General features: G+C 29.8%; 25 protein-coding genes. 18 read left to right on the plus strand and 7 right to left on the minus strand.

Annotated elements, in window-relative coordinates; genetic code table 11:
- Window positions 1-29 precede the first annotated feature (29 nt).
- Together VLK81_RS01580 and VLK81_RS01585 are read left to right on the plus strand one after the other, a co-directional pair.
- A complete protein-coding gene (locus VLK81_RS01580; protein ID WP_324618755.1) occupies window positions 30-647 on the plus strand; it encodes a response regulator transcription factor in 618 nt (205 codons plus the stop codon).
- On the plus strand, window positions 634-1,809 hold the full coding sequence (locus VLK81_RS01585) for a sensor histidine kinase (RefSeq protein WP_324618756.1): 1,176 nt from the start codon (window positions 634-636) through the stop codon (window positions 1,807-1,809). Before VLK81_RS01580 ends, VLK81_RS01585 begins: the two co-directional genes overlap by 14 nt.
- A gap of 338 nt (window positions 1,810-2,147) precedes the next feature.
- On the opposite strand, the gene VLK81_RS01590 is transcribed toward VLK81_RS01585, so the two are convergent.
- Genes VLK81_RS01590 through VLK81_RS01610 form a run of 5 tightly spaced genes read right to left on the minus strand, consistent with a single transcriptional unit; the run spans window position 2,148 to window position 5,266 of the window.
- Entirely contained in the window at window positions 2,148-2,531 is a 384-nt protein-coding gene (locus tag VLK81_RS01590) for a Fur family transcriptional regulator (RefSeq protein ID WP_324618757.1), read from the minus strand.
- The gene (locus tag VLK81_RS01595) at window positions 2,531-3,325 is read right to left on the minus strand and encodes a metal ABC transporter permease (RefSeq protein WP_324618758.1); all 795 of its coding nucleotides are present in this window, start codon (window positions 3,323-3,325) and stop codon (window positions 2,531-2,533) included. The genes VLK81_RS01590 and VLK81_RS01595 overlap by 1 nt, the downstream gene beginning before the upstream one ends.
- On the minus strand, window positions 3,325-4,035 hold the full coding sequence (locus VLK81_RS01600; RefSeq protein ID WP_324618759.1) for a metal ABC transporter ATP-binding protein: 711 nt from the start codon (window positions 4,033-4,035) through the stop codon (window positions 3,325-3,327). Before VLK81_RS01600 ends, VLK81_RS01595 begins: the two co-directional genes overlap by 1 nt.
- Before the next feature lie 45 nt (window positions 4,036-4,080).
- The gene (locus tag VLK81_RS01605; protein WP_324618760.1) at window positions 4,081-4,911 is read right to left on the minus strand and encodes a metal ABC transporter solute-binding protein, Zn/Mn family; all 831 of its coding nucleotides are present in this window, start codon (window positions 4,909-4,911) and stop codon (window positions 4,081-4,083) included.
- Window positions 4,901-5,266: a metal ABC transporter substrate-binding protein gene (locus tag VLK81_RS01610; RefSeq protein WP_324618761.1), complete on the minus strand. Its 366-nt coding sequence runs from the start codon at window positions 5,264-5,266 to the stop codon at window positions 4,901-4,903. The genes VLK81_RS01605 and VLK81_RS01610 overlap by 11 nt, the downstream gene beginning before the upstream one ends.
- A 341-nt stretch (window positions 5,267-5,607) precedes the next feature.
- Between VLK81_RS01610 and VLK81_RS01615 the strand changes: the two genes are divergently transcribed.
- The 4 genes from VLK81_RS01615 (at window position 5,608) to VLK81_RS01630 (ending at window position 7,567) form a co-directional block, all read left to right on the plus strand.
- Window positions 5,608-6,027 carry a deoxycytidylate deaminase gene (locus tag VLK81_RS01615; protein ID WP_324618762.1) on the plus strand — a complete coding sequence of 140 codons (420 nt, stop codon included), beginning with the start codon at window positions 5,608-5,610 and terminating at the stop codon, window positions 6,025-6,027.
- A 17-nt stretch (window positions 6,028-6,044) separates the two neighbouring features.
- The gene (locus VLK81_RS01620; protein ID WP_324618763.1) at window positions 6,045-6,257 is read left to right on the plus strand and encodes an HAD hydrolase-like protein; all 213 of its coding nucleotides are present in this window, start codon (window positions 6,045-6,047) and stop codon (window positions 6,255-6,257) included.
- A complete protein-coding gene (locus VLK81_RS01625) occupies window positions 6,247-6,681 on the plus strand; it encodes an HAD family hydrolase (RefSeq protein ID WP_324618907.1) in 435 nt (144 codons plus the stop codon). The genes VLK81_RS01620 and VLK81_RS01625 overlap by 11 nt, the downstream gene beginning before the upstream one ends.
- Before the next feature lie 115 nt (window positions 6,682-6,796).
- On the plus strand, window positions 6,797-7,567 hold the full coding sequence (locus tag VLK81_RS01630; protein ID WP_324618764.1) for a patatin-like phospholipase family protein: 771 nt from the start codon (window positions 6,797-6,799) through the stop codon (window positions 7,565-7,567).
- 661 nt (window positions 7,568-8,228) lie between these two features.
- Here VLK81_RS01630 and VLK81_RS01635 read toward each other — a convergent pair.
- Window positions 8,229-9,083 (minus strand): universal stress protein, encoded by an 855-nt coding sequence (locus tag VLK81_RS01635; protein WP_324618765.1) that lies wholly within the window; start codon window positions 9,081-9,083, stop codon window positions 8,229-8,231.
- Between the two features lie 88 nt (window positions 9,084-9,171).
- Between VLK81_RS01635 and nagA the strand changes: the two genes are divergently transcribed.
- Both nagA and VLK81_RS01645 read left to right on the plus strand, forming a co-directional pair.
- Window positions 9,172-10,284 carry an N-acetylglucosamine-6-phosphate deacetylase gene (gene nagA, locus VLK81_RS01640; protein ID WP_324618766.1) on the plus strand — a complete coding sequence of 371 codons (1,113 nt, stop codon included), beginning with the start codon at window positions 9,172-9,174 and terminating at the stop codon, window positions 10,282-10,284.
- The gene (locus VLK81_RS01645; RefSeq protein ID WP_324618767.1) at window positions 10,271-11,398 is read left to right on the plus strand and encodes an FAD:protein FMN transferase; all 1,128 of its coding nucleotides are present in this window, start codon (window positions 10,271-10,273) and stop codon (window positions 11,396-11,398) included. The genes nagA and VLK81_RS01645 overlap by 14 nt, the downstream gene beginning before the upstream one ends.
- Here the strand turns inward: VLK81_RS01645 and VLK81_RS01650 are convergent.
- Window positions 11,395-12,078 (minus strand): DUF554 domain-containing protein, encoded by a 684-nt coding sequence (locus VLK81_RS01650; RefSeq protein ID WP_324618768.1) that lies wholly within the window; start codon window positions 12,076-12,078, stop codon window positions 11,395-11,397. The genes VLK81_RS01645 and VLK81_RS01650 overlap by 4 nt on opposite strands.
- Before the next feature lie 104 nt (window positions 12,079-12,182).
- Between VLK81_RS01650 and VLK81_RS01655 the strand changes: the two genes are divergently transcribed.
- The 10 genes from VLK81_RS01655 (at window position 12,183) to VLK81_RS01700 (ending at window position 23,273) form a co-directional block, all read left to right on the plus strand.
- Window positions 12,183-12,890, plus strand: a complete 708-nt coding sequence (locus VLK81_RS01655) for a TrmH family RNA methyltransferase (protein WP_324618769.1) — start codon at window positions 12,183-12,185, stop codon at window positions 12,888-12,890.
- Between the two features lie 15 nt (window positions 12,891-12,905).
- Window positions 12,906-14,027 carry an ATP-NAD kinase family protein gene (locus VLK81_RS01660; protein ID WP_324618770.1) on the plus strand — a complete coding sequence of 374 codons (1,122 nt, stop codon included), beginning with the start codon at window positions 12,906-12,908 and terminating at the stop codon, window positions 14,025-14,027.
- Window positions 14,028-14,320: 293 nt separating this feature from the next.
- A complete protein-coding gene (locus VLK81_RS01665) occupies window positions 14,321-15,142 on the plus strand; it encodes a 2-hydroxyacyl-CoA dehydratase family protein (RefSeq protein ID WP_324618771.1) in 822 nt (273 codons plus the stop codon).
- Window positions 15,143-16,423 carry a double-cubane-cluster-containing anaerobic reductase gene (locus VLK81_RS01670; RefSeq protein ID WP_324618772.1) on the plus strand — a complete coding sequence of 427 codons (1,281 nt, stop codon included), beginning with the start codon at window positions 15,143-15,145 and terminating at the stop codon, window positions 16,421-16,423.
- Complete coding sequence (locus VLK81_RS01675; protein ID WP_324618773.1) at window positions 16,416-16,676, plus strand: DUF3343 domain-containing protein; 261 nt, start codon at window positions 16,416-16,418, stop codon at window positions 16,674-16,676. The genes VLK81_RS01670 and VLK81_RS01675 overlap by 8 nt, the downstream gene beginning before the upstream one ends.
- A 156-nt stretch (window positions 16,677-16,832) precedes the next feature.
- Entirely contained in the window at window positions 16,833-17,090 is a 258-nt protein-coding gene (locus VLK81_RS01680) for a hypothetical protein (protein ID WP_324618774.1), read from the plus strand.
- A 44-nt stretch (window positions 17,091-17,134) separates the two neighbouring features.
- On the plus strand, window positions 17,135-19,594 hold the full coding sequence (locus tag VLK81_RS01685) for an ABC transporter permease subunit (protein ID WP_324618775.1): 2,460 nt from the start codon (window positions 17,135-17,137) through the stop codon (window positions 19,592-19,594).
- A 294-nt stretch (window positions 19,595-19,888) separates the two neighbouring features.
- Complete coding sequence (locus tag VLK81_RS01690) at window positions 19,889-20,068, plus strand: hypothetical protein (protein ID WP_324618776.1); 180 nt, start codon at window positions 19,889-19,891, stop codon at window positions 20,066-20,068.
- Window positions 20,069-20,225: 157 nt separating this feature from the next.
- The gene (locus VLK81_RS01695) at window positions 20,226-22,694 is read left to right on the plus strand and encodes an ABC transporter permease subunit (RefSeq protein ID WP_324618777.1); all 2,469 of its coding nucleotides are present in this window, start codon (window positions 20,226-20,228) and stop codon (window positions 22,692-22,694) included.
- A 249-nt stretch (window positions 22,695-22,943) separates the two neighbouring features.
- Window positions 22,944-23,273, plus strand: coding sequence for a hypothetical protein (locus tag VLK81_RS01700; RefSeq protein ID WP_324618778.1), 330 nt, complete (start codon window positions 22,944-22,946; stop codon window positions 23,271-23,273).
- Window positions 23,274-23,303 lie beyond the last annotated feature (30 nt).

Here is a 23,303-nt window from a genome sequence, read left to right on the forward strand (position 1 = left end):
ATAATAGAGTTATGATAAGGATAATTTTAGTGGAAGATGAACTAGCTATAAGAAAAGCTTTAGAAATAAAACTTGAAAATTTGTATGACTTTAAAACTTATTCTTCCTTTGAAGAAGCTAAAGATCTAAATCTTAGGGACATAGACCTAGTTTTATTGGATATAAGTTTAAAAGACGGGTCAGGTCTTGATCTTTATAAAATATATAAGATGCAAAAAGATATTAGGGTAATTTTTCTAACAGCAAATGATGAGGAAGAGACAATTGTTAAGGCTTTTGATATGGGAGCAGATGACTATTTAACTAAGCCATTTAAGATGGGGGAACTTTTGGCTAGAATAAAAAAGCTTTTTCCAAAGGTCATTAAATTTAAAAGTATTGTTATAGATACTGATAAAAAAGAAGTTTATAAGGCAGGGGAAAAAATTAAACTAAGCCCTAGAGAGTATGATCTCTTTTTATATTTTGTAGAAAATAAAAATATTGTTATTGAAAGACAGTCGCTTTTTAAACTTTGGGAAGAAGATGATATCTTTATAAATGACAACACCTTGAGCGTAAATGTTAAGAGATTAAGGGAAAAACTTAATTTATCTTCTCTAAGGACGGTAAAAAATGTGGGGTATGTTTTAGATGAAAAAAGTTAGAAAAAAGACTATATTTATAGTTATTCTTTTTTCCTTACTTACTTTTAGCCTTTTATTTGCTTTAAGAAATATTTATGTAAGTAAATTAAATAATAAATTTGCTGGACTTATCTATGAGCTTAAAAAATCTCACCCAGAAATTGATATAAGTAGCCTAATTAAGTTAAGTGGTAAGGATGCAAAAAGTTTGGATCTAAAAAAGTATGGGATTTATGATGGAGAAATTTTTGATTTAAGCGATATAAGACCTTTTGAAATATTTTCCATTTCATTGATAATTTTTTTAATAGTAGCCTTTTTCATTATTTTAAATAGAATTTATAAAAGTTATACAAAAAGAAATATAGAAAAGCTTATTAAAAATGTTGAGAAAATAAATAGGGGGATATACGACCTAAGCCTTAAAAATGAAGATGATGATTTTTCTATTCTGGAAAATGGACTTTATAAAGTTACTATTAAGTTAAAGGAAGAAGCAGAAAATTCTAAATTTGCCAGAGACAAGTTAAAACTAGACTTAGAAAATATATCCCATCAGATTAAAAATCCCCTCACATCTATAAATCTTCTTATAGAAAATTTAAATGATGAAGAATTTGACCAGGAAAAAAGAAAAGAGATTTTATCTTATTTGAAACTTGAGGTAGACCATATAACTGATTTAATACTTTTACTTTTAAATGAGGCTGTAGTTACTTCAAAAACACTAGATTTCAAAAAGAAGGAAATAAAACTTCTAGATCTTTTAATGGATGTAGAAAAAGTTTTAAATCCGATAATTAAGAAAAATAATATAGAAATTATAAGTAATTTAGAAAGTCAAAGTATAATTGGAGATTATAGGTGGGAGAAAGAGGCTTATGTAAATCTTTTAAAAAATGCTATCGAACATTCTTTAGAAAGAGATATTCACATAAGTGCAAGAGTAGAGCCAACATACACTGAAATTTTAATTTCCAACAGGGCAAAGCCATTAAATAAGCCATTACAAGAAAAGATTTTTGATAGGTATTATAAACTAATGTCTACAAATACAAATTATGGAATAGGATTAAATTTATGTAAATCTATAATTGAGGAAGACGGCGGAAAGATAAGCTGTGAGTATGCTGACGGTAATATTTCATTTAATATAAAATATTACAAGCAATTAAGTATATAGTAAAAAATTATTAGTAAATAGAAAACCACCTTTTATAAGGTGGTTTAGAGTGTAGACAAAATTCAAAAACGCTTATCCGACTGCAGAAACTGAGAAATTCTAAATCTCATAATCCTATAAATCAATAGCTCGCTAACGCTCAAACAGTTTGGCTTACGGGCGGATTATTTCAATTTGAATTTCTTACAATTTCTTTCGTATGGATCGCTAGCTTTTGGATTTTGCCACTTTGTAAGCAACATAAAACCACCTTTTCATAATGAACTTACCCAAAAAAGTTGGACCTAGAAACAACTTTAAAGAAGGTCAGTTCAAAGTAAGGTGGTTTCATTTTTTATTTAATTATTTTTTGAGCAATCAGAGCAGTAACCAAAAACCATAAACTTATGTGAGGTTATTTTAAAATTTTCATCCTCAGTTTCTATTGTATCTGAAACTGGGCAGCCCTTAATTTCAAATTTTTTCTTACAATTTAAACAGATAGCGAAGTGTTTATGGGAATCTTCCTTAAGAATATAGTAAGTTCCCAAAGAGCCTGGAAGATCAGCTTTTAAAACCATGTTATTTTCTTCAAAAAATTCCATAGTCCTATAAACAGTTGATGGAAAAACATCAGCACCCATCTCCAAGAGCTTATTTCTAACCTCTAAACAGGATAGTGGCATAGTAGTATCCTTTAAAATCTCATAAATCAATCTTCTAATTCTTGTCATTCTTACCATTATTTACCCCTCCTAAATATCGTAAGTATTATATATAAAATACAGTTTAATAAAACAATAGTTGAACCTGGTTTTAAGTCCAAGTAAAAAGACATAAATAAACCTAGCTCTATGGTTATAAGACCAATTAAAACTGATAAGAGATTTAGGCCCTTGTAACTTTTTGTAAGCTTTATACTTGAAGCAACTGGAAGAACTATTAAAGAACTAACCATAAGCGTTCCCACACTCCTTGAAGCTATCGAAACAGTTAAGGCAGTTAAAAATGTAAATAGACTATTAATTAGTTTCGTGTTTATCCCGCTTAATTCAGCAGAAGTTTGATCAACTGACAAATATAAAAGGTCTTTATAAAATATAAGCATAAAAATTAAGACCAATAAAAAAATAGCAATAGTGAAATAAAATTCCATGTCAGATATCATAACTATTGATCCAAATAAAAAGCTGGAAAGATTACTTGAATTTTTAGTTAGTCCAGACATAATACCTGCTATAGCAAGGGAAAAACTAAGGACAATAGAAATCGACATCTCTTCAAAAAATTTACTTTTTTTTCTAATAAATTCAATTAAAAAACTTGCCACAAGGCATGCAATAAAAGCTCCCAGTAGGGGATTAAATCCAAAAAATAGTCCTATTGTAACCCCTGCGAGAGAGGAGTGTGAAAGGGCATCTCCTATCATAGAAAGTCTTTTAACAACTACATTGACACCAATTAGGGGAATAATTATTCCAAGCATAAAACCAACCAGAATTGCCCTTATCATAAAATCATAAGAAAAAATATCCATTAATTACCTCCATGCTTATGCATATGACTTAATTCCTCTTTAAGACTACTTTTTGAAAGCTCAATTAAACTTCCATTTTCCAAACAGTAAAATTTATTGGCATCATCTATAATACTTCTAACATCGTGAGAAATAGCAAGAATGGTAAGATTATTATCTCTATTTACCATCTTAACTATCTTGTGAAATTTATCCCTCGATATTTCATCTAAATTACTAGTTGGCTCATCTAATATTAAAAGATCAGGTTTTTTTATGAGAGCATTAGCAAGATAAACTTTTCTTTTCTCCCCTCCAGAAAGATCAGCAAGAGATTTTCTAAGTAAAGCCTCTCCATCAATAAGATTTAAATATTTTTTTATTTCATCTAGGACTATATTTTTAGATAATTTTTCCCTTTTAATTCTAGAATACATTCCAAGCTCCATAAACTCTTTAACCTCTATGGGAAACTCACTTTTTAAAAATTGAGAAACATAGGAAACTCTAGTATCCTTCAATAAAGATTCTACTTTTTTTTCAAAAACAAAAATAGAACCCAAATTAGGCTTAAGTTTTCCTAAGATAAGCTTTAATATGGTAGATTTTCCAGCTCCATTATTTCCCATAATAATAGCATAGTCGCCGGATTTAATATCTATATTTACATTTTTAAATAGATTTAGATCCCCATAAGAAAAGGCTAGATCTTTAGTCTTTACAACTTCCATTAACTCACCAAAACTTTCAATTAAATATACACTCTCTCACTTAACTTAAATAGATTTTTTCAAATTTTCAAGATTTTCTTCCATAATAGAAAAATATTCTTTATTAGCTTTAACTTGATCTACTGATCTAAACTCTAATGTATAAAGAGGAAGGATTTCAATAGAAGCTTCTTTTGCTATAGTTTCAGAAATTTTACTAGAAGATCCACCTTCGCTGTAGATAACCTTTATATCATTTTTTTTGATATATTCTATTACCTCTTTCATCCTAGTAGCAGATACTTCAGCTTCGGGAACAATTCCCTTAATTCCAATTTCATTTATTCCAAGTGGTTTAAATAGATAGGCAAAAGCTGAATGGCTAACAATAATATTCCTACCTTTAAGAGCTGATAGGTCTTTTTCATACCTTTCCTTTAAAGATTCTAATTTTTCAGTATTTATTTTTTTATTTTCTAAGAAGAAATCCTTATTTTCAGGAGACTTTTCACTTAGAACATCAGTTATTTTTTCAAAATAATCTTCTACTCCATCAAAAGATAAGAAAGTGTGTGGGTCGTATAGACCGTGATGGTGGTGATGATGATCTTCATCATGGTCATCGTGATCGTCATGATCATCGTGATCATCTATTTCATCATGGTCATCGTGACCGTCATGATCGTCATGATTATCTTCATCATGGTCATCGTGATCGTCATGATCATCTTCATCGTGGTCATCATGATCATCAATTCCATCATTATCATCGTCTTTATCATGATCATGATGGCTATCTTTCTCACCATTGTCATCTAAACCAAACTTAATTAAATCTTCTTCATCCATCTCATCAGATAGGACAACAATTTTTTCCTTAAAGTCCTTATCTTCCATGAGCTTTTTCGCTCCACTCTTCCATACCCTTACCATTAATAAAAATTATATCGGCTTCTTGAAGTTTTTTCATCTCCTTAGGACCGATTTCAAAATCGTGCGGCTCAGACCCTTCTGGGATTAATAAATCATTTTCTATTTTATCGCCAGCAATTTTACTTGTAAAGTCGTAAATTGGATAAATTGAAGAGATAACCTTCAATTTTTCTTTACTATTCTTTTGATTTTTCGCTTGATTGTCTTCTGTTTCAATAGTTTTACTATCTTTATCTTTTGAACTAGATGGAAGATTAGTTTTAGTGCATCCAGTAAAAATAAAAATAAAAGCTAAGAATAAACTTAATATTTTTTTCATCGTATAATCTCCTTATAAAATTATTTTGCAAATGCGAATGATTTGCAAAACAAATTATAAGATAAAAAAACAAATTTTACAATACGTTTTTAGAAATTTTTTCATAAAAGTAAATTTTTTTCCTCAAAATTTTTTAAAAGCTAAAATTAATTTGTCTGACTAAAAATTTGTGGTTATTTCAAAAAATAGTCTAAGTAAAAATAAAGAAAATTTATATTAATTAAATAAAGAAAAAAATTCTAGCTAATTTGATTTTCTAAAATAAAAAGCTAATAGTTAGTAACTTTAAAAAAATAAGTATTTTATGTATAATTAAATCATAAAAAGAAGGGGTGAATTGTGTGAGAAAATCTTGGGAAGAATATTTTATGGAACTTGCAGAAAATGTTGCTACAAGAGGAACCTGTGATAGGGCCTATGTTGGATGCGTACTTGTAAATAGTGAAAATAGGATAGTTTCAACTGGATATAATGGATCATTAAAGGGAAATCCTCACTGCGATGAAGCCGGACATTACTTAAGAGATGGTCACTGCATAAGGACTCTTCATGCCGAGATGAATGCTCTATTATATTGTGCAAAAGAGGGAATTAAAGTAAATGGATGCATCTGTTATGTAACTCATTTTCCCTGCTTAAATTGTACTAAAGCTCTTATTCAAGCTGGCATTTCAAAAATATATTATAGAAATGGATATAGGATTGACGATTATGCTACCCAGCTTTTAAAACTTAATGGAATAAGTTACATTAAGCTTTAGATCTGGAGGAAAGTAATTTGAATATTTTTTTTGATCTTGATGGAACCCTCTTAGATTCCATGCCTATGTGGAATAATTTAGAAAGAGATTTTGTAGAGTCCTATGGAAAGGAAATAGATAACGAAAGTTTATGGCTTTTAAATTCTCTAACTGAAAAGGAAATGATAAAGTATTTAAGAGATGTACTGGAAATTGATTTTAACTATGAAGAAATAGAAAATTTTTTTTGAAAGAAAACTCTTTTGTGGCTATTCGAGAGATCTAAAGCTTAGGAAAGATGTTTTAGAGACTTTAGACTATCTAAAGTCAAAGGGTCACAATCTATCGCTTGCGACTATGACAGACTACAAATATTGCAAGCTCGCTATTGAAAGGTTTTCTCTAAATGATTATCTTGATTTTATACTAGCTCCAGATTTAATTGATCACTCCAAGTCAAGCCCAAAGTTTTTTGAATATGGGCTTAAGAAATATAATAACAATGAAAAATCTTACCTAGTTGACGATGCTTCTTACGCTTTAAAAGTAGCTAGGAAAGCCAACATAATTCCAATAGCTATTGAGGACAAAAATGGAAGGGAAGATTTTAATATGGCTAAGAGCCTATCTGATTTTGCCATAAAAGAGATAGGAGACTTAAGAAATATTTTCTAAAGATAAAAATTTCTAAGAGAATTTCAAAATAGATTTTTAAGTTAAAATTTTTATAAACTTAATAACTTTAAAAATTTGCTGTATTTATTTTAATTAATAATATAAGGAGAAAAATATGGATGCACTTGTTTTAGAAGGTGGAGGAGCAAAAGGAGCATACGAGGCTGGTGTATTAAAGGCTCTTGAAGATAATGGCCTAAAGTTTAGGGCGGTAAGCGCTTCTTCTATCGGCTCATTAAATGCAGGGTTTTATTTAAGCAGAGATGCTAAGGCCCTTTGGGATTTTTGGGAAAACTTAAATGTTTATGAATGTTTTGAAAAAGAAATTGCAGACTTTGTTTCATCTAAAGACGATATGAATTTTTCAGAAAAATTTAAAGTTTTTTCAAAAATTATTAAGGATAAGGGGGTAAATACTTCCTTTTTAAAGAATGTTCTTGAGGATAGATTATCCTTTGATAAAATTTTAGAAAATTCGGATTATTTTTATATATCTACATTTAACCTATCAAACCTCAAGGGTGAATTAGTTGAAGTTCGTGATATTGGAGAGGAAAAATTAACAGATTATTTAATAGCTTCTAGCTCCCTTCCTGTTTTTGAAAAAAAGGAAATTGAAGGCGATACCTATCTTGATGGAGCCTTTTCTAACAATCTACCTTTTGAAATATTTTTAGAAAAGGAAGATGTTGATAGGATATTTATTATAGAAATTGAAGGAATTGGCATTAAAAATATACTACCTAAAGATTCAAAAAAAACAATCTATAATATAAAAGCGAGTGAAGAGCTTACTAAGTCTTACGATTTTAGTAAGGAGTCTATAAAAAGATCTATGGATTTAGGCTATAAGGATGCTAGCGCTTTTCTTAAGTCTTTAAAATAGATATAAATTTACTTTTCTCAATTGCTTTTGGGATCTGTTTTAGAAAATTTATTGTGTCTATAAATTTTTGAATCTAATGGAGTATTAGGAAAGAAGTAGTTTTGATAAAAAATTTTTATCTTAATTTAAAATATTTACTATTTTTATAAAGAATTTACTAACTTTTTCAAAAATTTAAAGGGAAAAACATTTTTTTCTAAATAAAGCTTTAAAAATAGAGCTTTTATCCAGATGAAATTATTTTAAGGAAAACGTTGACAAAAAGAATTTTATAGAATATAATATAAACATAATAAACTTAAAGATAAGTTTATTCTTTTTCATCATAATTAACTCCAAAGGCCTTCTTGATATCAAGAAGGCTATTTCCTTTTTACATATTTTTTAATTTTTATAAGGGCCTTTAAGATGTAATAGCTTATCCTTTAAAACTTTTTTGCTTTGGATTTAAATTTAGTTAGCTTTAAAAGCCTAGGTTAAGGGAAGTAGTTTTAAATTATAATTGTTTTTTTGTTCATTTTAAAAGTGAATAATTTAATATTTTTTAAGCTTAATTAATTTTACAAGACTTATAATTTAAAAACATAAAAGGCCATTGGAATTAAACCAACAGCCTTTTGTAGTTTAAAAGGATTAAAAATATTTTGAATTTATGAAAAATTTATTTTACGATTAAAACAGATTTTCTTGTAGAGTGCATTACCTCATTTGAAACAGAGCCCATGAATGCTCTAGAGATAGAGTTTTGTCCCCTTGATCCCATAACTATTAGGTTGTATTCATTTTCTTCCGCTTTTTCTATAATACTTTCCCCAACACTACCAATAATTAATTCTGTAGAAACTTTAAATTTTGAGCTATCAATACTTTCAAGGGCATCAGCTAAAATCTTTTTAGATTTTTTGATATTTTCTTCTTGTAATATTTTTTCACGCTCTTTGTCAAATGTAAATATTGAATCTTCTATTTCCTTAACTACGCTAATTATAAGTAATTCTGAAGAGAAGTTTTCAGCAATTTTAGTAGCTTTATATAAGGCCCTTTTTGAGTTTCTAGAGCCGTCAAGCGGAACTAAAATTCTAGAAAATCCATCTTTATGATAATTTTTTACAACTAGAGTTGAATTTGCAGCTTGGTTTACAACCTTGTTTGAAACTGAACCTAAAAATGTCCTCTTCACTTTTCCAAGTCCACGAGATCCAACTATTACAAGATCATAATCATTTCTAGATTCAGCTATTATTTCATTTGCAACTGAACCTGTTGTAACTAATTTTTCAAGTTTTACATTTTGATTTTGATATTTTTCGATTACTTCAGCTAACATTTTTTCTGTTATATCTCTATTGCTTTCCAAGGTAAAATCTTGAAGTGATGTTGATCCTAAGTATTGGTCTATGTCTATAACGCTAAGAAGAGTTATTGAGGCTTTAGTCTTTTCTGCTAAGTCTATAGCAGTCTTTAAAGCCATTTCAGAATACTTTGAACCGTCTATTGCTACCAAATATCTTGTCATAATAAGCTCCTTTATTAATTTATTTATTTAGTATATACCCATTTTTTAAATAAGCTCTTTTAATGATATAATTAGCTTGGTGAGAAAAATGATTTTAGAAGGGAATTTAATTTTAAAAGATAGGATTATCTATGGGAAAGTAGATTTTTCTTCTGGGAAAATAGTAGATATAAAAATACTTAAAGATAGGGAAGACTATTCTGATAAATTATATATAGGGCCAGGCCTTTTTGATTCGCATATTCATGGCCTTGCTGGATATGATTTTTCTGAGGATAATTTTTCCATAGAAGACTTTTCAAATAGACTACTTAAATGTGGTGTTACTAGATTTTTAATTACTATTAAGACATCCTCTTATGATAATATATATAAAAGAATAAAGTATTTTTATGAAAATAGGGAAAAATTTACTGGTTCTAAACCTTTAGGAGTTTTTCTTGAGGGGCCATTTATTTCTAGTAGTTATTCTGGTAGCCAGGAGGGTAAATATATTAAAAAACCTGACCCTTCATTTATTTTAGATCTGTATAAAGAATTTGGGAGCTTTATTAATAAGGTCTTATTAGCTCCCGAACTTGAGGGAAGCGAGGAATTTACGAAAATCTTAAAAGATAAAAAAATAAATGTAAGTCTTGGCCACAGCGGATCTAATTATTCTGATGCTAAAACTTGTAAGGACCTAGGTGCATCAATATTAAACCATACTTTTAATGCTATGAGACCCTACAAAAACAGAGATCCAGGAATTTTGGGCTTAATATTAGAGGATAATATATATCCAGAACTTATTTATGATAGAAATCATGTTGACATAATATCGGCAAAGCTTTTAACTAGGCTTAATCCAAATACTTTTCTTATCTCTGACTCAATCAAGACTCTCTTTTTACCTGATGGTAATTATAAATTTGGAGGACTTGATGTAGTAAAAAAGAATGGTAAAAGTCTTTTAAAAAATGGCAAACTAGCCGGCAGCAATTTAAAACTCTTGGATGGGGTAAAAAATATATATGAAGATGGAATAAAAAGTTTAAATGATGCTTTTTATATGGCTAGTGGGATGGCCTTAAAGGCTCATGGGTTTGATGATTTTTTGGGCTTAAAAAAAGGTAATTTTGCTGATATAATAGTTTTTGATAAAAATTTCAATTTAAAAAAGGTTTATGTAGAGGGGGTTTTAAAATATGAAGAGAATTAAGATGGTTTTATTCTTAAGCTTAGCTATGATTTTTTTAGCTTCATGTAATAAGGAATATAGAAATAAGGGTGAAACAAAAAAAGAAATTACAAAAAAAGATTATATAAAGTATGAAGATACTTTTTATGAAACATTTGATACGATAGTTAGTTTTTCTTGCTATACAACAAGTGAAGATGAGTTTGAGGGTTACAAAAAAATTGTTAGAGATAATTTTAAAAAATACAATGATATTTTTGATAATTATAAAGATTATCCAGGAGTTGTAAATGTTAAGACTATTAATGACAATCCAGGAACTGAGGTTATAGTTCCAAAAGAATTATTTGACCTAATAAAATTTTCTAAAGAGTCCTATAAAAATATTTCTGATAGAACTAATATAGCTATGGGAAAAGTTACAATGTATTGGAGCGATCTTAGGGATTATTTTGAAGATGGGGATGGAAATGAGGATCGTGAAGAAGATTTTAGTATTCTTACTAGTGAAGAACTTAAAAATTTAAATGGTAAGGCTAGCGTTGATATGATAGAGCTAAATGAAAAAAATTTAAGTGTAAAACTTTTAAATGAGGATACAAAAATTGATTTAGGGGCGGTTGCAAAAGGATATACAACTGAACTTGTTTCAGACTTATTAGAAGAGAAGGGCCTTAAAAATTTTATTATTTCAGCTGGCGGTAATGTGAAGGCGGTAGGCCAGCCTCAAGATGGAAATAGAACTAAATTTGGAGTTGGAATACAAAATCCAGATAATGCTATAGGCCTATCAGATGAAAAAATAAAAGACGTTTTATTTATAAATAATCTTTCCTGCGTAACATCAGGGGACTACCAAAGAGCTTTTGAGTTAGATGGAAAAACTTACCATCACTTAATTGATCCAGATACTTTTTATCCAAAGAATAATTATAGGTCTGTTACCGTTGTCACAGAAGATTCTGGACTGGCAGATTATCTATCTACTTGTTTATTTTTACTAGACTTAGATGATGCCAAGGCCCTACTTTCAAAGCATGAGGATGTTGGAGCATATTTTATATTAAGTGATGGATCTACCTTTATTACGGAAAATTTAAAGGATAAGGTTGAGTCCTTGGGGGCAAAAAATTAAAATAAATTTCCTGCAAAATATATAATTATATTAATTAAAATTGGCATTAAAAGAGAAGGAAGTAAATTAATTACTTGTATTTTTTTGAGGTCTAAGAGGTCAAAACCTATTGCAATTAGTATAATTGAACCAACCTGGGAGATTTGATCTATTAGGGCCTGAGTAAGATAGGGTTCGATTATTTTTGATGATAAAAATATTATAAGCTGATATATAAAAAGGAAGATAGACACCACATATACACTTTTTCCATATATTGCTGCAAAAATAACGGCTGAAGCAAAGTCTAATACAGCCTTAAAATTCATTATGCTAAGATCTCCTTCAAGACCAGCTTTCATAGGTCCAATTATAGAAAGAGCGCCCGCTGCTAGAACCATAAATACTGTAACTATTCCTTCTACTGAGTGAGAAGATCCCTTGGTAAACCTTTGGGCAAATCTTTTTACTCTGTAGTCTATATCAAAGCTTACACCTAAGATAGAGCCTATAAATAGTGAAATTATAACTATAAGTATAGCATCCGATTCTATAACTCCCTGCAAACCTAAAACTATTGTGATAATACCCATAATAGTAAATATTGTTTGTGTGTGATTTTCGGTAATTCTTTTTTTAAGTAAAATGCCTATAAAAGCTCCTATAAAAATACCGAGTGAGTCAGTAATTAAACCTATCATAAATACCTCCTAATATTTTAAATTTACCTATAATATTATAGTAGATATTAGAGGATTTTGGCAAGAATAATTTAAAAATTTTTTACAAACGAAAAAGAGGAACTATGAAGTATAAAAAATATAAAAAAGATGATCCATACTCTTTTGTTTTCGGTGGATTTCCAACAATTGAACTACTAAATACAAAAAAAGAAATTGTAAGGGAAGTTCTTATTTCAAATAAGTTAAATGATGGAGATGAGATTTTTGACCTATTAAATAAATTGGGTATAAAGTACTCTGTAGGTAACGATATTACTAGATTGCAAAATAAGGGAAATATTTATATTGCTGGTGTTTTTGAAAAATACCAGGAAAACTTAGAAGATAAAAATCATGTTGTCCTCGATAATCCAGAGAATATGGGGAATTTGGGAACTATAATTAGATCTATGGCGGCATTTGGCTTATATGATTTAGCTATAATTGGCAGTATAGATATTTTTGATCCAAGAGTTATTAGGGCCTCTATGGGTTCTTTTTTCAAAGTTAGAAAAAAACTTTATAAAAATAAGGAAGAATATCTTTCTAATTTTGGTAAAGATAGGTCCATGTATTCTTTTATATTAGATGAAAACTCAAAGAGATTAAATACAATTGATAATAAAGGTAAATTTAGCCTTATATTTGGAAATGAGGCCCATGGTCTTGACGATTCTTATAGGAATATTTCGAGGAGTGTATTTATTCCACAGTCAAAGGACGTTGATTCATTAAATTTAAGTTCAGCAGTTACAGTAAGTCTATATCATTTTATGAAAGATAATTTATAAAAAGGAGGAGTCTTTTTGAAAAAAATAGGATTGATTATAAACCCAATTGCAGGCATGGGAGGAAGAGTTGGTCTAAAGGGAACAGACGGAGAAAATATTATAGAAAAAGCGATAGAACTTGGCTCCAAAAAAGAGTCAGGCATAAAAGCTCAAAGAGCGCTTGAAGAACTTAAAGACGTAAAAGATGATTTTATTATTTATCTTGCCTCTGGAGAAATGGGGGAAGATGTTGTAGATAAGTTAGGTTATAAGTACGAAGTAATCTATAATCCCGGTAAAAAAACTTCAAGAGATGACACTTTAAAACTTGCTCAAAAACTTTTTGAAGAAAAAGTAGACTTAATAGTTTTTGTTGGTGGAGATGGAACTGCTAGAGATATATTTTCCGCTGTAGAAACAAAAATACCAGCAGTAGGAGTTCCGGCAGGCGTTAAAATTCACTCGCCAGTCTACGGGAAAACACCAGAGCTTACTGGTAGGCTTGTAAGAGATTTTATAGATGGGAAAGAATTAGATTATAGGGATGAAGAAGTAGTAGATTTGGATGAAGAAGCTTTTAGGAATGACAAGGTAGAAGTTAGGCTATTCGGTTATCTAAAAGTTCCTTTTGATCAAACCTATCTACAAAACCAAAAATCTCCTACCCCTCAAAGCGATGAAAAAGCACAGGAATCTATTGCTCTTGAAATAATAGATAGTATGGAGGATGATGTATATTATATAATCGGTTCTGGAACAACTCCAATGCATATTTTAGAAGAGTTAGGACTTGACTATACAATTCTTGGCGTAGATATAGTTCAAAATAAAAAACTTGTAGCTAAGGATGTTAATGAAAAAGAAATAATAGATATTATTAAAGGCCACAAGGCTAAACTAATCGTAACACCTATGGGAGGTCAAGGCTATGTGTTTGGAAGAGGGAACCAGCAGCTTTCTCAAAATGTCCTAAGACTTTTAGAAAAAGATGATATTACAATAATAGCTACAGAAGGTAAACTCAAAGGGCTGGGAGATAATGATTTATTAATTTATACCCTTGACGATGAGGTAGATAAAAAGCTTTCTGGATACTATAGGGTTGTTATTGGCTATGGTAGATACCTAGTTCATAGGGCATCTAATGGTAGGGATTAGAAAATTTATTTAAATTAAAAAATTTATATTTATTAGAATGAGCGGGAAAAAATTCCTAGCTCATTTTTTTATGTAAGGGAAGAAAAAAGCTGATAAATAAGATGAGAAGCTAGAATAAATTTTAGATATAAAAAATATATTTATAGAATAAAAATAAATAAAACTAACTATCATACTAAAAAATATTATCATAACACATTCCATAAGATTATCTTATAGTAAATGATTATCTATAAAAAAATCTAATGAATACAAGCATAAATCAATGATATAATAATTATATAGGTGATTATATGCAATACGAAGATTTGAGAAGAGAGGCTTACATAGAAGCTATTAATTTAAAGGGTGAAAATAAATTTGTTTCAACTTTTGGTAGAGTTCCCTGGGAACTTATATATTCTTTTTCTCTATTTTCCGTCCCAAGCTATGGGATAGATCTTTATGTTATGGAAAATTTTAAAAAAGATGAAAATCTCTGCGATTTACTTAACTCTACAAAAATTTACTTAAGGGAAGACAAATGTCCCTTGATGTTTTCGTCTAGTTTTTTTGTAGTAGATGATTTTTGCCAAAAGAGAAATGACCTATTATATAGGTCTACCGATAAAAAAATCTATGTATATAAAACCTTTGAAGATTTTACTAGCTTTTTGGAAGATATTAGTGGGAAAAAACTTGATATGGAGAAGTTAAAGGAGGTTACAGCAAAGTCTATTATTTTAAATAATCTTATTTTAGATATTAGAAAACTTGATATGGACATAAAAGAAATATTTGAAATTGAATATTTTTCAAAGTTTATACTTAATCTTGATGAAAGAATACATTTTTTAGAAATGATTTTAAAAAAATATAAAAACTTAAAAAAGCTAAAAAAAGATTATATTAAAGTATGTGCTGGCTGCGGAATTTATCATAATTTATCTTCAAGAGATGAAGTACTTTTAGAGTGCGGCTGTGAGGGTGAAAACTTTTTTATTATAGAAAATGATGACCTACTTTCCTATCTTGAGGAAAAGTACAGCAAAAAAAGAATAGTAAAATTCGACTATTCAATTAGGGGATGCCCATTTGATGAGGGCAAGAAATTAAATTATTTAGGAGGAATTTAAATGGCAGACAACAGAAAATTTTGGACAGATTTAGGAATGGATGTAGAAAAACACGATCTTCTTTGTGAAGCGCTACCTGAGGCTTTTGGAGATGTTTATCTATCTCAAGAAAATAGACCTGAAAAAATGGACTATTTTAACATGGTTGTAGCTGATATTCATGGTATTAGACCTCAAGAACTTGTAGAATTTCAAAAAAATGGCGGAAAAGTTGTAGGAACTTTCTGTATTCACGTTCCAGATGAAATTGTTTTTGCACTTGGAGCTATAAATACTGGACTTTGTTCTGGTTCACAATTCTGGGTTCCAGGAGGAGAAAAAGTTCTTCCTTCAGCTACTTGCCCGTTAATCAAGGCTTCACTAGGAGCAAGATTTGAGAGAACTTGCCCATTCTTTAGATTAGCAGACCTTTTTGTTGGAGAAACAACTTGCGATGGAAAGAAAAAAGCCTGGGAAGTATTATCAAAAGACGCTCCAATGTATATATTTGACCTTCCTCAAATGAAGAGGGACAAGGATAGGGAATTTTTCAAGGATGAAGTTAGAAGATATATAAAGAGAATTGAAGAATTAACTGGAAATACTCTTACAAAAGAAGGTTTAAAGGATGCTATAGTTTTAATAAACAATAAAAGACGTGCACTACAAAGACTAAACGCATTTAGAACATTAGAAAATGTTCCTATTTCAGGAAGGGATGTTCTTTTAATAACACAAATTGCCTTCTATGACGACCCAGCTAGATTTACACAAAAACTTAATGAGCTATGCGATGAACTTGACGAAAGAGTGAAAAATGGTGTAAGCGTATATCCTAAAGATGCACCTAGAGTTATGCTTTCAGGAACTCCACTTTCTATTCCAAACTGGAAATTACACCAAATTATAGAAACTCAAGGAGCGGCAGTTGTTGGAGAAGAAATGTGTACAGGATCTAGATATTTTGAAAAACTTGTAGATGAATCAGGTGAGACAATCGAAGAAATGATAGATGCACTAACTGACAGATATATGTCAGGTATTAATTGCGCTTGCTATACTCCAAACGATGAAAGAATTGAAGATATAATAAGACTTTCAAAATATTTTAAAGCAGATGGAGTAATAGATGTAAACCTAAAGTTCTGTCAAATCTATGACACTGAAGGTATAGAAGTTGAAAGAAGACTAAAGGAAGAAAATATTCCAGTTCTTGGTATAGAAACTGATTATTCAGACAATGATGCTGAACAGTTAAAAACTAGAATTGGTGCCTTCCTAGAACTTTTAAAAGATGCCTAAAAAAAACTATATAATTTTTGATAATTCCTCAGATGCTACGAGCTTCTATGAGGAGATAAAAAAAGAGGGAATAAAAGCAACCCTAGCTCCAACACCTAAAGAAATCGAGAAGTGCTGCGGAGTTACTATCTTGTTTGAAGATGAGAAGGAAATAGAAAAAATAAAAAAGCTTGCTGAAATAAAGGCCCTAAAATATAAAAAAATTTACACGATTGTTCAAGATATCAATCCAAATAGACTTAAATTTTCATAAAAGCTTTTTTTGAAAATAAGAAATAAAGAATTTTATAATAGTTAGTATAAAAAAACTTTATTAAATACCAAAATATTTAATAAAACAATAATTAACCAGGAGGATAAAAAATGAAAAAAAAATCAAAATTATTTCTAATTACAACGCTAGTCTTTTTTGAGTGTATTTCCTAAAAATTATGTAAGTGCAGCTCAAATTCAAGGACCTAATATTAGTGAACTTAGAGCACCTGTTAGGGAGTATATTGAGTATAAAGAATATGTTCACAAATCAAGTGACGAGTACCGCTTAAATACCATTTATAGAAGTGTCTATGATAATGGCCATAAATATAGTGGAAGTTTGTATTTCAAAGAATTTAGCAACCATAAGACCTATGCAATATTTACTGGCTATTTATTTTTAGATGATTAATAAAAGGCTAGCTTAGCTAGCCTTTTTACAAAAGGAAGGTCAAAATGTTAAAGTTTGAAATATATAAGGCGCATAAAAGAAAAATATTTTTGATCCTAGCCATTTTAGCTTTTATAATTGTTTTTACTAAGTATCTTTCTATAAAAAGTTTTGAAATTATATCTATAGACAATGTAGCTTATTCTTTAGGTGATAAAATAATGGACATAGAAAGGGACATGTTAGAATCAGATAAGTTCACTGATGAGGAAAAGAAAGCGTTTAATGGAGATAATAGTAAGATTTTTAGGGAGTTTATAAGTGATATTGATTATGATAATATAGATAATAATTCTGAAAAGGATGCTATAAAAGTAAGGGATGTAATATTAGAAAGAGATGAAAAGGAGTTAAATCTACTTAAAAAATATAATATTGAGTTAAGTGAAGAAGATAAAAAAGTCATTGAATGGAAAAAGATTGAAAAGAGTAAGATGCTAGAATATAATACTCCTCTTTCTGAAGCTTCTTTTAGTAAATTTTCTATTAATCCGATAAGAGTTTTAATTTATTATTCAGCCTCATATTTTGGTTTATATCCTATAATCATTTTATCAATTCTCTTTTTATATATTATATCTAAAGAAAGGGAAGACGGCTCAATTCAGCTTTTATTAACTAATCCTAAAAATAGGCTAAGGATTATTTTATCAAAACAGGCCTTAATTATTCTTAGTGGGATCCTTTATTCAGCATTCATTGTCATCTTTTCTATAATATTAGGCAAATTAAATGGCTTAAATTGGCACAATGGACATTTAGAGATATATAGGATATTTACTCAGAACGGAGATTTAAAATATATAATAGCTTATAAGTTGCTATTAAAAATTATATTTTATTTTATAATTATGCTAACTTTTTTTAGCTCAATAATTATATTTACAAGTTCAATTTCTAAAAATCATTATAATGGGACAACCATTTTGGTTAGCCTGCTAATTATTATTAATCTTATTATGAATAATGTAAGCAGCTTGAGAACTCCATTAAATCCTGTATATGCACTAAATATAAAAAATAATATATTAGGATATATCAAGTTCTCAGACGTTGACTACGAATATATTAATCAAAAACCGATTTTTTACTATTATATTTTCCTTATTCTTTCTTTTGTCTTTATATATTTAAGTAAAGATTTCTTATTTAGAGTAAATAATACTAGTAAATCAAGAAATACAGAAATTAAGTCAATTTTTGATATGGAATTGGGGAAAATAATTCATAATAGTAGCTATATTACTGGAATAGCAAGTTCTACTATATTAATTTTTATAATATTTATGCTTATATTTAATAAGGATAACGATTTAAAGAGAATTTATAATGATTACTACCTTGAATACTTTAAAATTGCTTTAGATGTGTGGAAGATGAATGCGAATGCAAATGTAAATGTTGACACCGATGAAGATGGCTTAGAAGAATTTAATGATTCATTTTTAGAGGAAGTTAAAATCTATCAAAATTTATATGACCAGGCTCTTAAAGGTCTAGAGGCATATAAGAATAAAGATGGTAAGAAATATTATGATGTTAAACTTGCAGAGCTTGGAGATAGGGCAAGAGAGAGTAATAAAATTTTAGAAAGTGGATACTACTCTGAAGCGACTTACGAAGAGTCAAGAGAAGTTTTAAAATATCTATCAAAAGAAAATATAAGTCCCCTTCAAATAAAACAACCATTTTTTTTATCTTCATTTGAAAAACTTAAGCCAGATGCTTATAAAGATTTAGACGACAATATCTACTCCCACTCCAGCCTCTACCTACCAAGAAGACTGGAGAGAACCTATCCTCTAGACCTTATAATAATAGGCATAATAAGTATGATGGCACTTGGTGGCTACTCATTCGATAAAGAAGATGGAAACCAAATAGAATTTCTTTACACAGAGCCAGTAGATAGGAGAAAATACCACACCAGGAAGGTCCTATCCTCCTTCTTAGTAGGGCTTTTAGGACTGGGAATAATATTTGTGCTTCTCCTTATCCTAGGCCTAATATCAGAAGGATTTGGAGACCCAAACTTTCCAATCGTAGAATATGTAAAAGACATAGATATAGAAAACCTGAAGCCAGGTGATACTTCATACTTTAGGCTAATCCCAATCTGGGTCTACGACCTAAGGCTCCTAGCATCATATATCTTCCAAATAGGTTTTCTAGCCAGTCTGAGTGCTTTTATCTCCATCTTTGTAAAAGAGAAGATAAAGGTAGTCGGCTTTACACTTGGAATAACAGGACTATTTTCCTATCTTATGAAGCTGGTAAAGAGTCCAATCAGGATTCTATCACCATTTAGCCACATGGGAGCCTCAAAACTAGCGAATGGCAGTGTAATAGTTGGGTCTGGCCTAGAAGCCAATAACTTCTACCTAAGCCCGGGAGTATTACTAGCTTGGACACTAGTATTTACACTTATTGGAAGCTTTATCGTTAAGAAAAAGGAAGTTAGGTAGAAAAAAATAAAGAAAAATACAAACTAAAATAGCTACACCAGCCTGTCATTCTGACCGAAGTGGAAGTATCGTATCCTTAGCTGGCGTGGCTATTAGTGTATATAGTAATTTTTTTGAAATATAAATTTTTAATAAAAATAGGGAAATTTCTAAAAATACTTTGACAAGGACAATTTATCATGATAATATGAACACATAAGGTATTTAAAATATAATTGAATTTATTTTAAGGAATCAGTGTGCATGTATATAATTAACTTTATATTTATTTTTAATAAGAAGGAGCTGAAATAAATGAAAAAGATCTCAAAGTTTATTTCCGCTATTCTTTTAGCTGCACTTGTTCTTATGCCAAATATGAATGCTTTAGCGGCAGAATTAGAGAATACTGAAATTGTAGAACTTAGGGCACCAGTATATGAAGAGTATCCATACAAAGAAGTCCACTACCTTTATAGGGGAGAGTATTTTTGAAGAAGTATACAAATAGGAGGACATTTATATGAAGGCTATATTAAATGTTATCCGCAAGAAATTGGTTTGGATAAAGTGTACTTTTATAAAGGTACATTAAAACTAGTAAGATAGTGAAAAAGACTAGCTGAAAAGCTAGCTTTTTTAGGAGTAAATAATGTTTAAGTTTGAGTTCAAAAAGGTTATAAAATTAAAATACCCAATTATTATAATCTTAATTTTAGCCTTTACCCTGTCCTTAAATGAGCTGAGTATTATAAATAAATGGCATCTGATAGACAATAAAAATGTAAAAAATGTCTATGAAAGAAGCTCATACCTTTCTTATTTAGTGGATAATATTTACAGTCTCAATCTATCGGAGGAAGATAAAAAAGCCTTAGAGAGAATAGAGTTAGCTGAGGGTTTAAACTTTCTTGATGGAACATATAATAAGGCGGATGAGGCTAAAGATGAGGAAGAAAAATTACTTATCTTCAGAGAAGCTACCTTTGAATATGCAAATAGACAGAAAGAGATAATAGACAAATTTGGGATAGAAGTGCCTGAAGAAATGCAAAAAGATATGGACTGGAATGATTTTGAAGAAGAAATAATAAGAAAGAATAATACATTCTTGTTTGATTCCCCATCTTCTCTATATGCAATTAATCCATTTAGAGTACTTATTGAGTCATCTAATTCTCTTTTTTCTATAATTCCAATACTTGCAATTGTAATTATTTCAATATCCATGGTTGGAGAAGAAAAATTAAATGGAAGTCTTTTCTTCTCAAAATTTCAACCAATAAGGACTAGAGATGTAGTTCTTTCTAAGTTACTTGTAGGGCTTGTCTTGGCTATACTTTACTCTATTTTTGCCATAGCTTTTAGCTTAATATTATCGAGAAAGGCTGGCTACCCCTGGTTAAATGGTCATCTAGAAGTCTACAGGATCTTTACAGAAGATGGGAGCTTTAAGTACTATTTAGCCTATGAACTATTAATAAGGATTGTCTTATACTTCCTAATGATGTTCATGTTTTTTGAATCCCTTGCCCTACTTATTTCAACTAAGGTAAAAAATCACTTTTCTGAAATTTTTGTCATCTCTACTATATTACTTATCCTTTATGTGTTAACAAATTCCTTTGAGTCCTTTAGGCTAGCTTTTAATCCAGTCTACAGCCTAAATATAAAGAATAATATATTAGGCTATATTGAGTATTCTAAAAGCAAGAACTATTTAGAAGAAATATATATTGTTAATAATGGTTACATCCAATATTATGTTTATCTTATTTTATCCATTGTCTTTTTATTCTTATCTGAGAAAAATTGGTGGACAGTTAGGGAGGGGCAAAAGAGGAAGGGGAAGAGTGCAGAATCCCATTTTGGATTTGAAGCTGAAAAGCTTACAAAAGCTCCTAGTTTTAAAATAATGATATTTGCATCAATTTCTATATTTATTGTCATCTTCTCAGTATTAATTGCAAAAGATATTAAGATGGATGACTATAACAGTAATGGTAGATTAGCTTTTGATATCAAAAATTTTAGAGATAATGTTGTGGAAAATGCTGAAAATGCTGCCATATTTACAGGAGACGAAATACCAGCAAGTGAAAAGGCAAAAGTGGAAAAGGTTGAAAAACTCTACCAGGAAGCCCTCAAGGCATATGACTACTACAAAGAAGGAAATGGGAATGACTATTATGGTCTAAAAGTAACAGAACTTGAAAATGTTGATAGGTCAGGACATATGTCAATTGATAACTATGTAGCAAATACAGCTTCTTATACAGAGTCGAGCGAATTGTATAAGTACTTGTCAGAAAATGACATAAAACCCCTAACCCTATCCTATACCATTTTTATTTCAGCCTACCAGGAGATGGCCAAGGAGGCAAGTAGCTTCAGGGACGACAATATCTACTCCCACTCCAGCCTCTACCTACCAAGAAGACTGGAGAGAACCTATCCTCTAGACCTTATAATAATAGGCATAATAAGTATGATGGCACTTGGTGGCTACTCATTTGATAAAGAAGATGGAAACCAAATAGAATTCCTTTACACAGAGCCAGTAGATAGGAGAAAATACCACACCAGGAAGGTCCTATCCTCCTTCTTAGTAGGACTATTAGGACTGGGAATAATATTTGTGCTTCTCCTTATCCTAGGCCTAATATCAGAAGGAATAGGAGACATGAGATTTCCAGTAGTAGAATATATAAAAGAAATAGATCCAGAAAAAATAATGCTAGAACAAAATTCATATTTTAAACTAACACCAATCTGGAAATACAACCTAAGACTAATAATAAGCTACATTTTCCAAATAGGCTTCATATCATCACTAGGAGCATTAGTATCAATATTCATAAAAGAAAAACTAAAAGTAGTAGCAGTAAGCTTAGGAATAATAGGAGGCTTAGCATACCTACAAAGCCTAGTAAAAAGCAGCATAAAAATAATAAGCCCATTTAGCTATATAAAAGCAAGCAAAATGGCAAATGGAAGCACAATAATAGGAAGTGGAATAAAGACAAATAACATCTACCTAAGTCTAATAATCCTATTTATTTGGACAATAATACTTTTACTAATAGGCCTTTATATAGTTAAGAAAAAAGAAGTTAAATAGAGTTAAAAGAGCAGCGTTTAGTTGGGATAAAGGTAAAATAAATGCTTGCTCTTTTTCTTTTAAAGAATCTTTAATACGAAAACGAACCTGATACTGAAGCATCGATATAATTAGAAAATATAATAAAACAAAAAGTTGACAAATAGCTAAAAAAATGTTATAGTAAAAATAAATATTAAGGATTTTTAAAAAGGTATATAATAGACTACCAGTCTTTTATATAAAATTAAAAGAAAGAAGGGAAAAAAGATGAAGATGAAGACGAAGACGAAGATGAGAATGAAGATAATTTTATTACTTGCCTTAGTAGCTTTAGTATTTGCTCCAAAACTTACAGTATTTGCTAAAACTATAGAAGATGTAAAAACAGAGGACAAGCTCTTGGGACCTGTGAAAAACTATATTATTATAGATATATATATTCCAAGAGGAGAAGATGAGTTTTCTCGAGATAAAATCTATAGAAGAGTTGAAAGAGAAGGACATTGGTATAGTGGTAGTTTGGATTTAAAAGGTAGAGGGTTTTATGGCGGAGAAATAAAAGCAAAATTTAGTGGAACCTTATTTTTAGATGACTAATTTAATAATCTCACTATAAGTGAGATTATA

The sequence above is a fragment of the Citroniella saccharovorans genome (genome assembly GCF_035481615.1).
GTDB classification, from domain to species: Bacteria; Bacillota; Clostridia; order Tissierellales; family Peptoniphilaceae; genus Citroniella; species Citroniella saccharovorans.

Coding starts and splice junctions, on each gene's coding strand:
- VLK81_RS01605 (WP_324618760.1), bottom strand. CDS start 4,911: ATGGAAGATAAGGACTTTAAGGAAAAAATTGTTGTCCTATCTGATGAG.
- VLK81_RS01695 (WP_324618777.1), top strand. CDS start 20,226: ATGTTTAAGTTTGAGTTCAAAAAGGTTATAAAATTAAAATACCCAATT.
- VLK81_RS01595 (WP_324618758.1), bottom strand. CDS start 3,325: ATGGATATTTTTTCTTATGATTTTATGATAAGGGCAATTCTGGTTGGT.
- VLK81_RS01635 (WP_324618765.1), bottom strand. CDS start 9,083: ATGACAAGATATTTGGTAGCAATAGACGGTTCAAAGTATTCTGAAATG.
- VLK81_RS01645 (WP_324618767.1), top strand. CDS start 10,271: ATGAAGAGAATTAAGATGGTTTTATTCTTAAGCTTAGCTATGATTTTT.
- VLK81_RS01675 (WP_324618773.1), top strand. CDS start 16,416: ATGCCTAAAAAAAACTATATAATTTTTGATAATTCCTCAGATGCTACG.
- VLK81_RS01610 (WP_324618761.1), bottom strand. CDS start 5,266: ATGAAAAAAATATTAAGTTTATTCTTAGCTTTTATTTTTATTTTTACT.
- VLK81_RS01585 (WP_324618756.1), top strand. CDS start 634: ATGAAAAAAGTTAGAAAAAAGACTATATTTATAGTTATTCTTTTTTCC.
- VLK81_RS01700 (WP_324618778.1), top strand. CDS start 22,944: ATGAAGATGAAGACGAAGACGAAGATGAGAATGAAGATAATTTTATTA.
- nagA (WP_324618766.1), top strand. CDS start 9,172: ATGATTTTAGAAGGGAATTTAATTTTAAAAGATAGGATTATCTATGGG.
- VLK81_RS01630 (WP_324618764.1), top strand. CDS start 6,797: ATGGATGCACTTGTTTTAGAAGGTGGAGGAGCAAAAGGAGCATACGAG.
- VLK81_RS01685 (WP_324618775.1), top strand. CDS start 17,135: ATGTTAAAGTTTGAAATATATAAGGCGCATAAAAGAAAAATATTTTTG.
- VLK81_RS01650 (WP_324618768.1), bottom strand. CDS start 12,078: ATGATAGGTTTAATTACTGACTCACTCGGTATTTTTATAGGAGCTTTT.
- VLK81_RS01665 (WP_324618771.1), top strand. CDS start 14,321: ATGCAATACGAAGATTTGAGAAGAGAGGCTTACATAGAAGCTATTAAT.
- VLK81_RS01655 (WP_324618769.1), top strand. CDS start 12,183: ATGAAGTATAAAAAATATAAAAAAGATGATCCATACTCTTTTGTTTTC.
- VLK81_RS01690 (WP_324618776.1), top strand. CDS start 19,889: ATGAAAAAGATCTCAAAGTTTATTTCCGCTATTCTTTTAGCTGCACTT.
- VLK81_RS01590 (WP_324618757.1), bottom strand. CDS start 2,531: ATGGTAAGAATGACAAGAATTAGAAGATTGATTTATGAGATTTTAAAG.
- VLK81_RS01600 (WP_324618759.1), bottom strand. CDS start 4,035: ATGGAAGTTGTAAAGACTAAAGATCTAGCCTTTTCTTATGGGGATCTA.
- VLK81_RS01670 (WP_324618772.1), top strand. CDS start 15,143: ATGGCAGACAACAGAAAATTTTGGACAGATTTAGGAATGGATGTAGAA.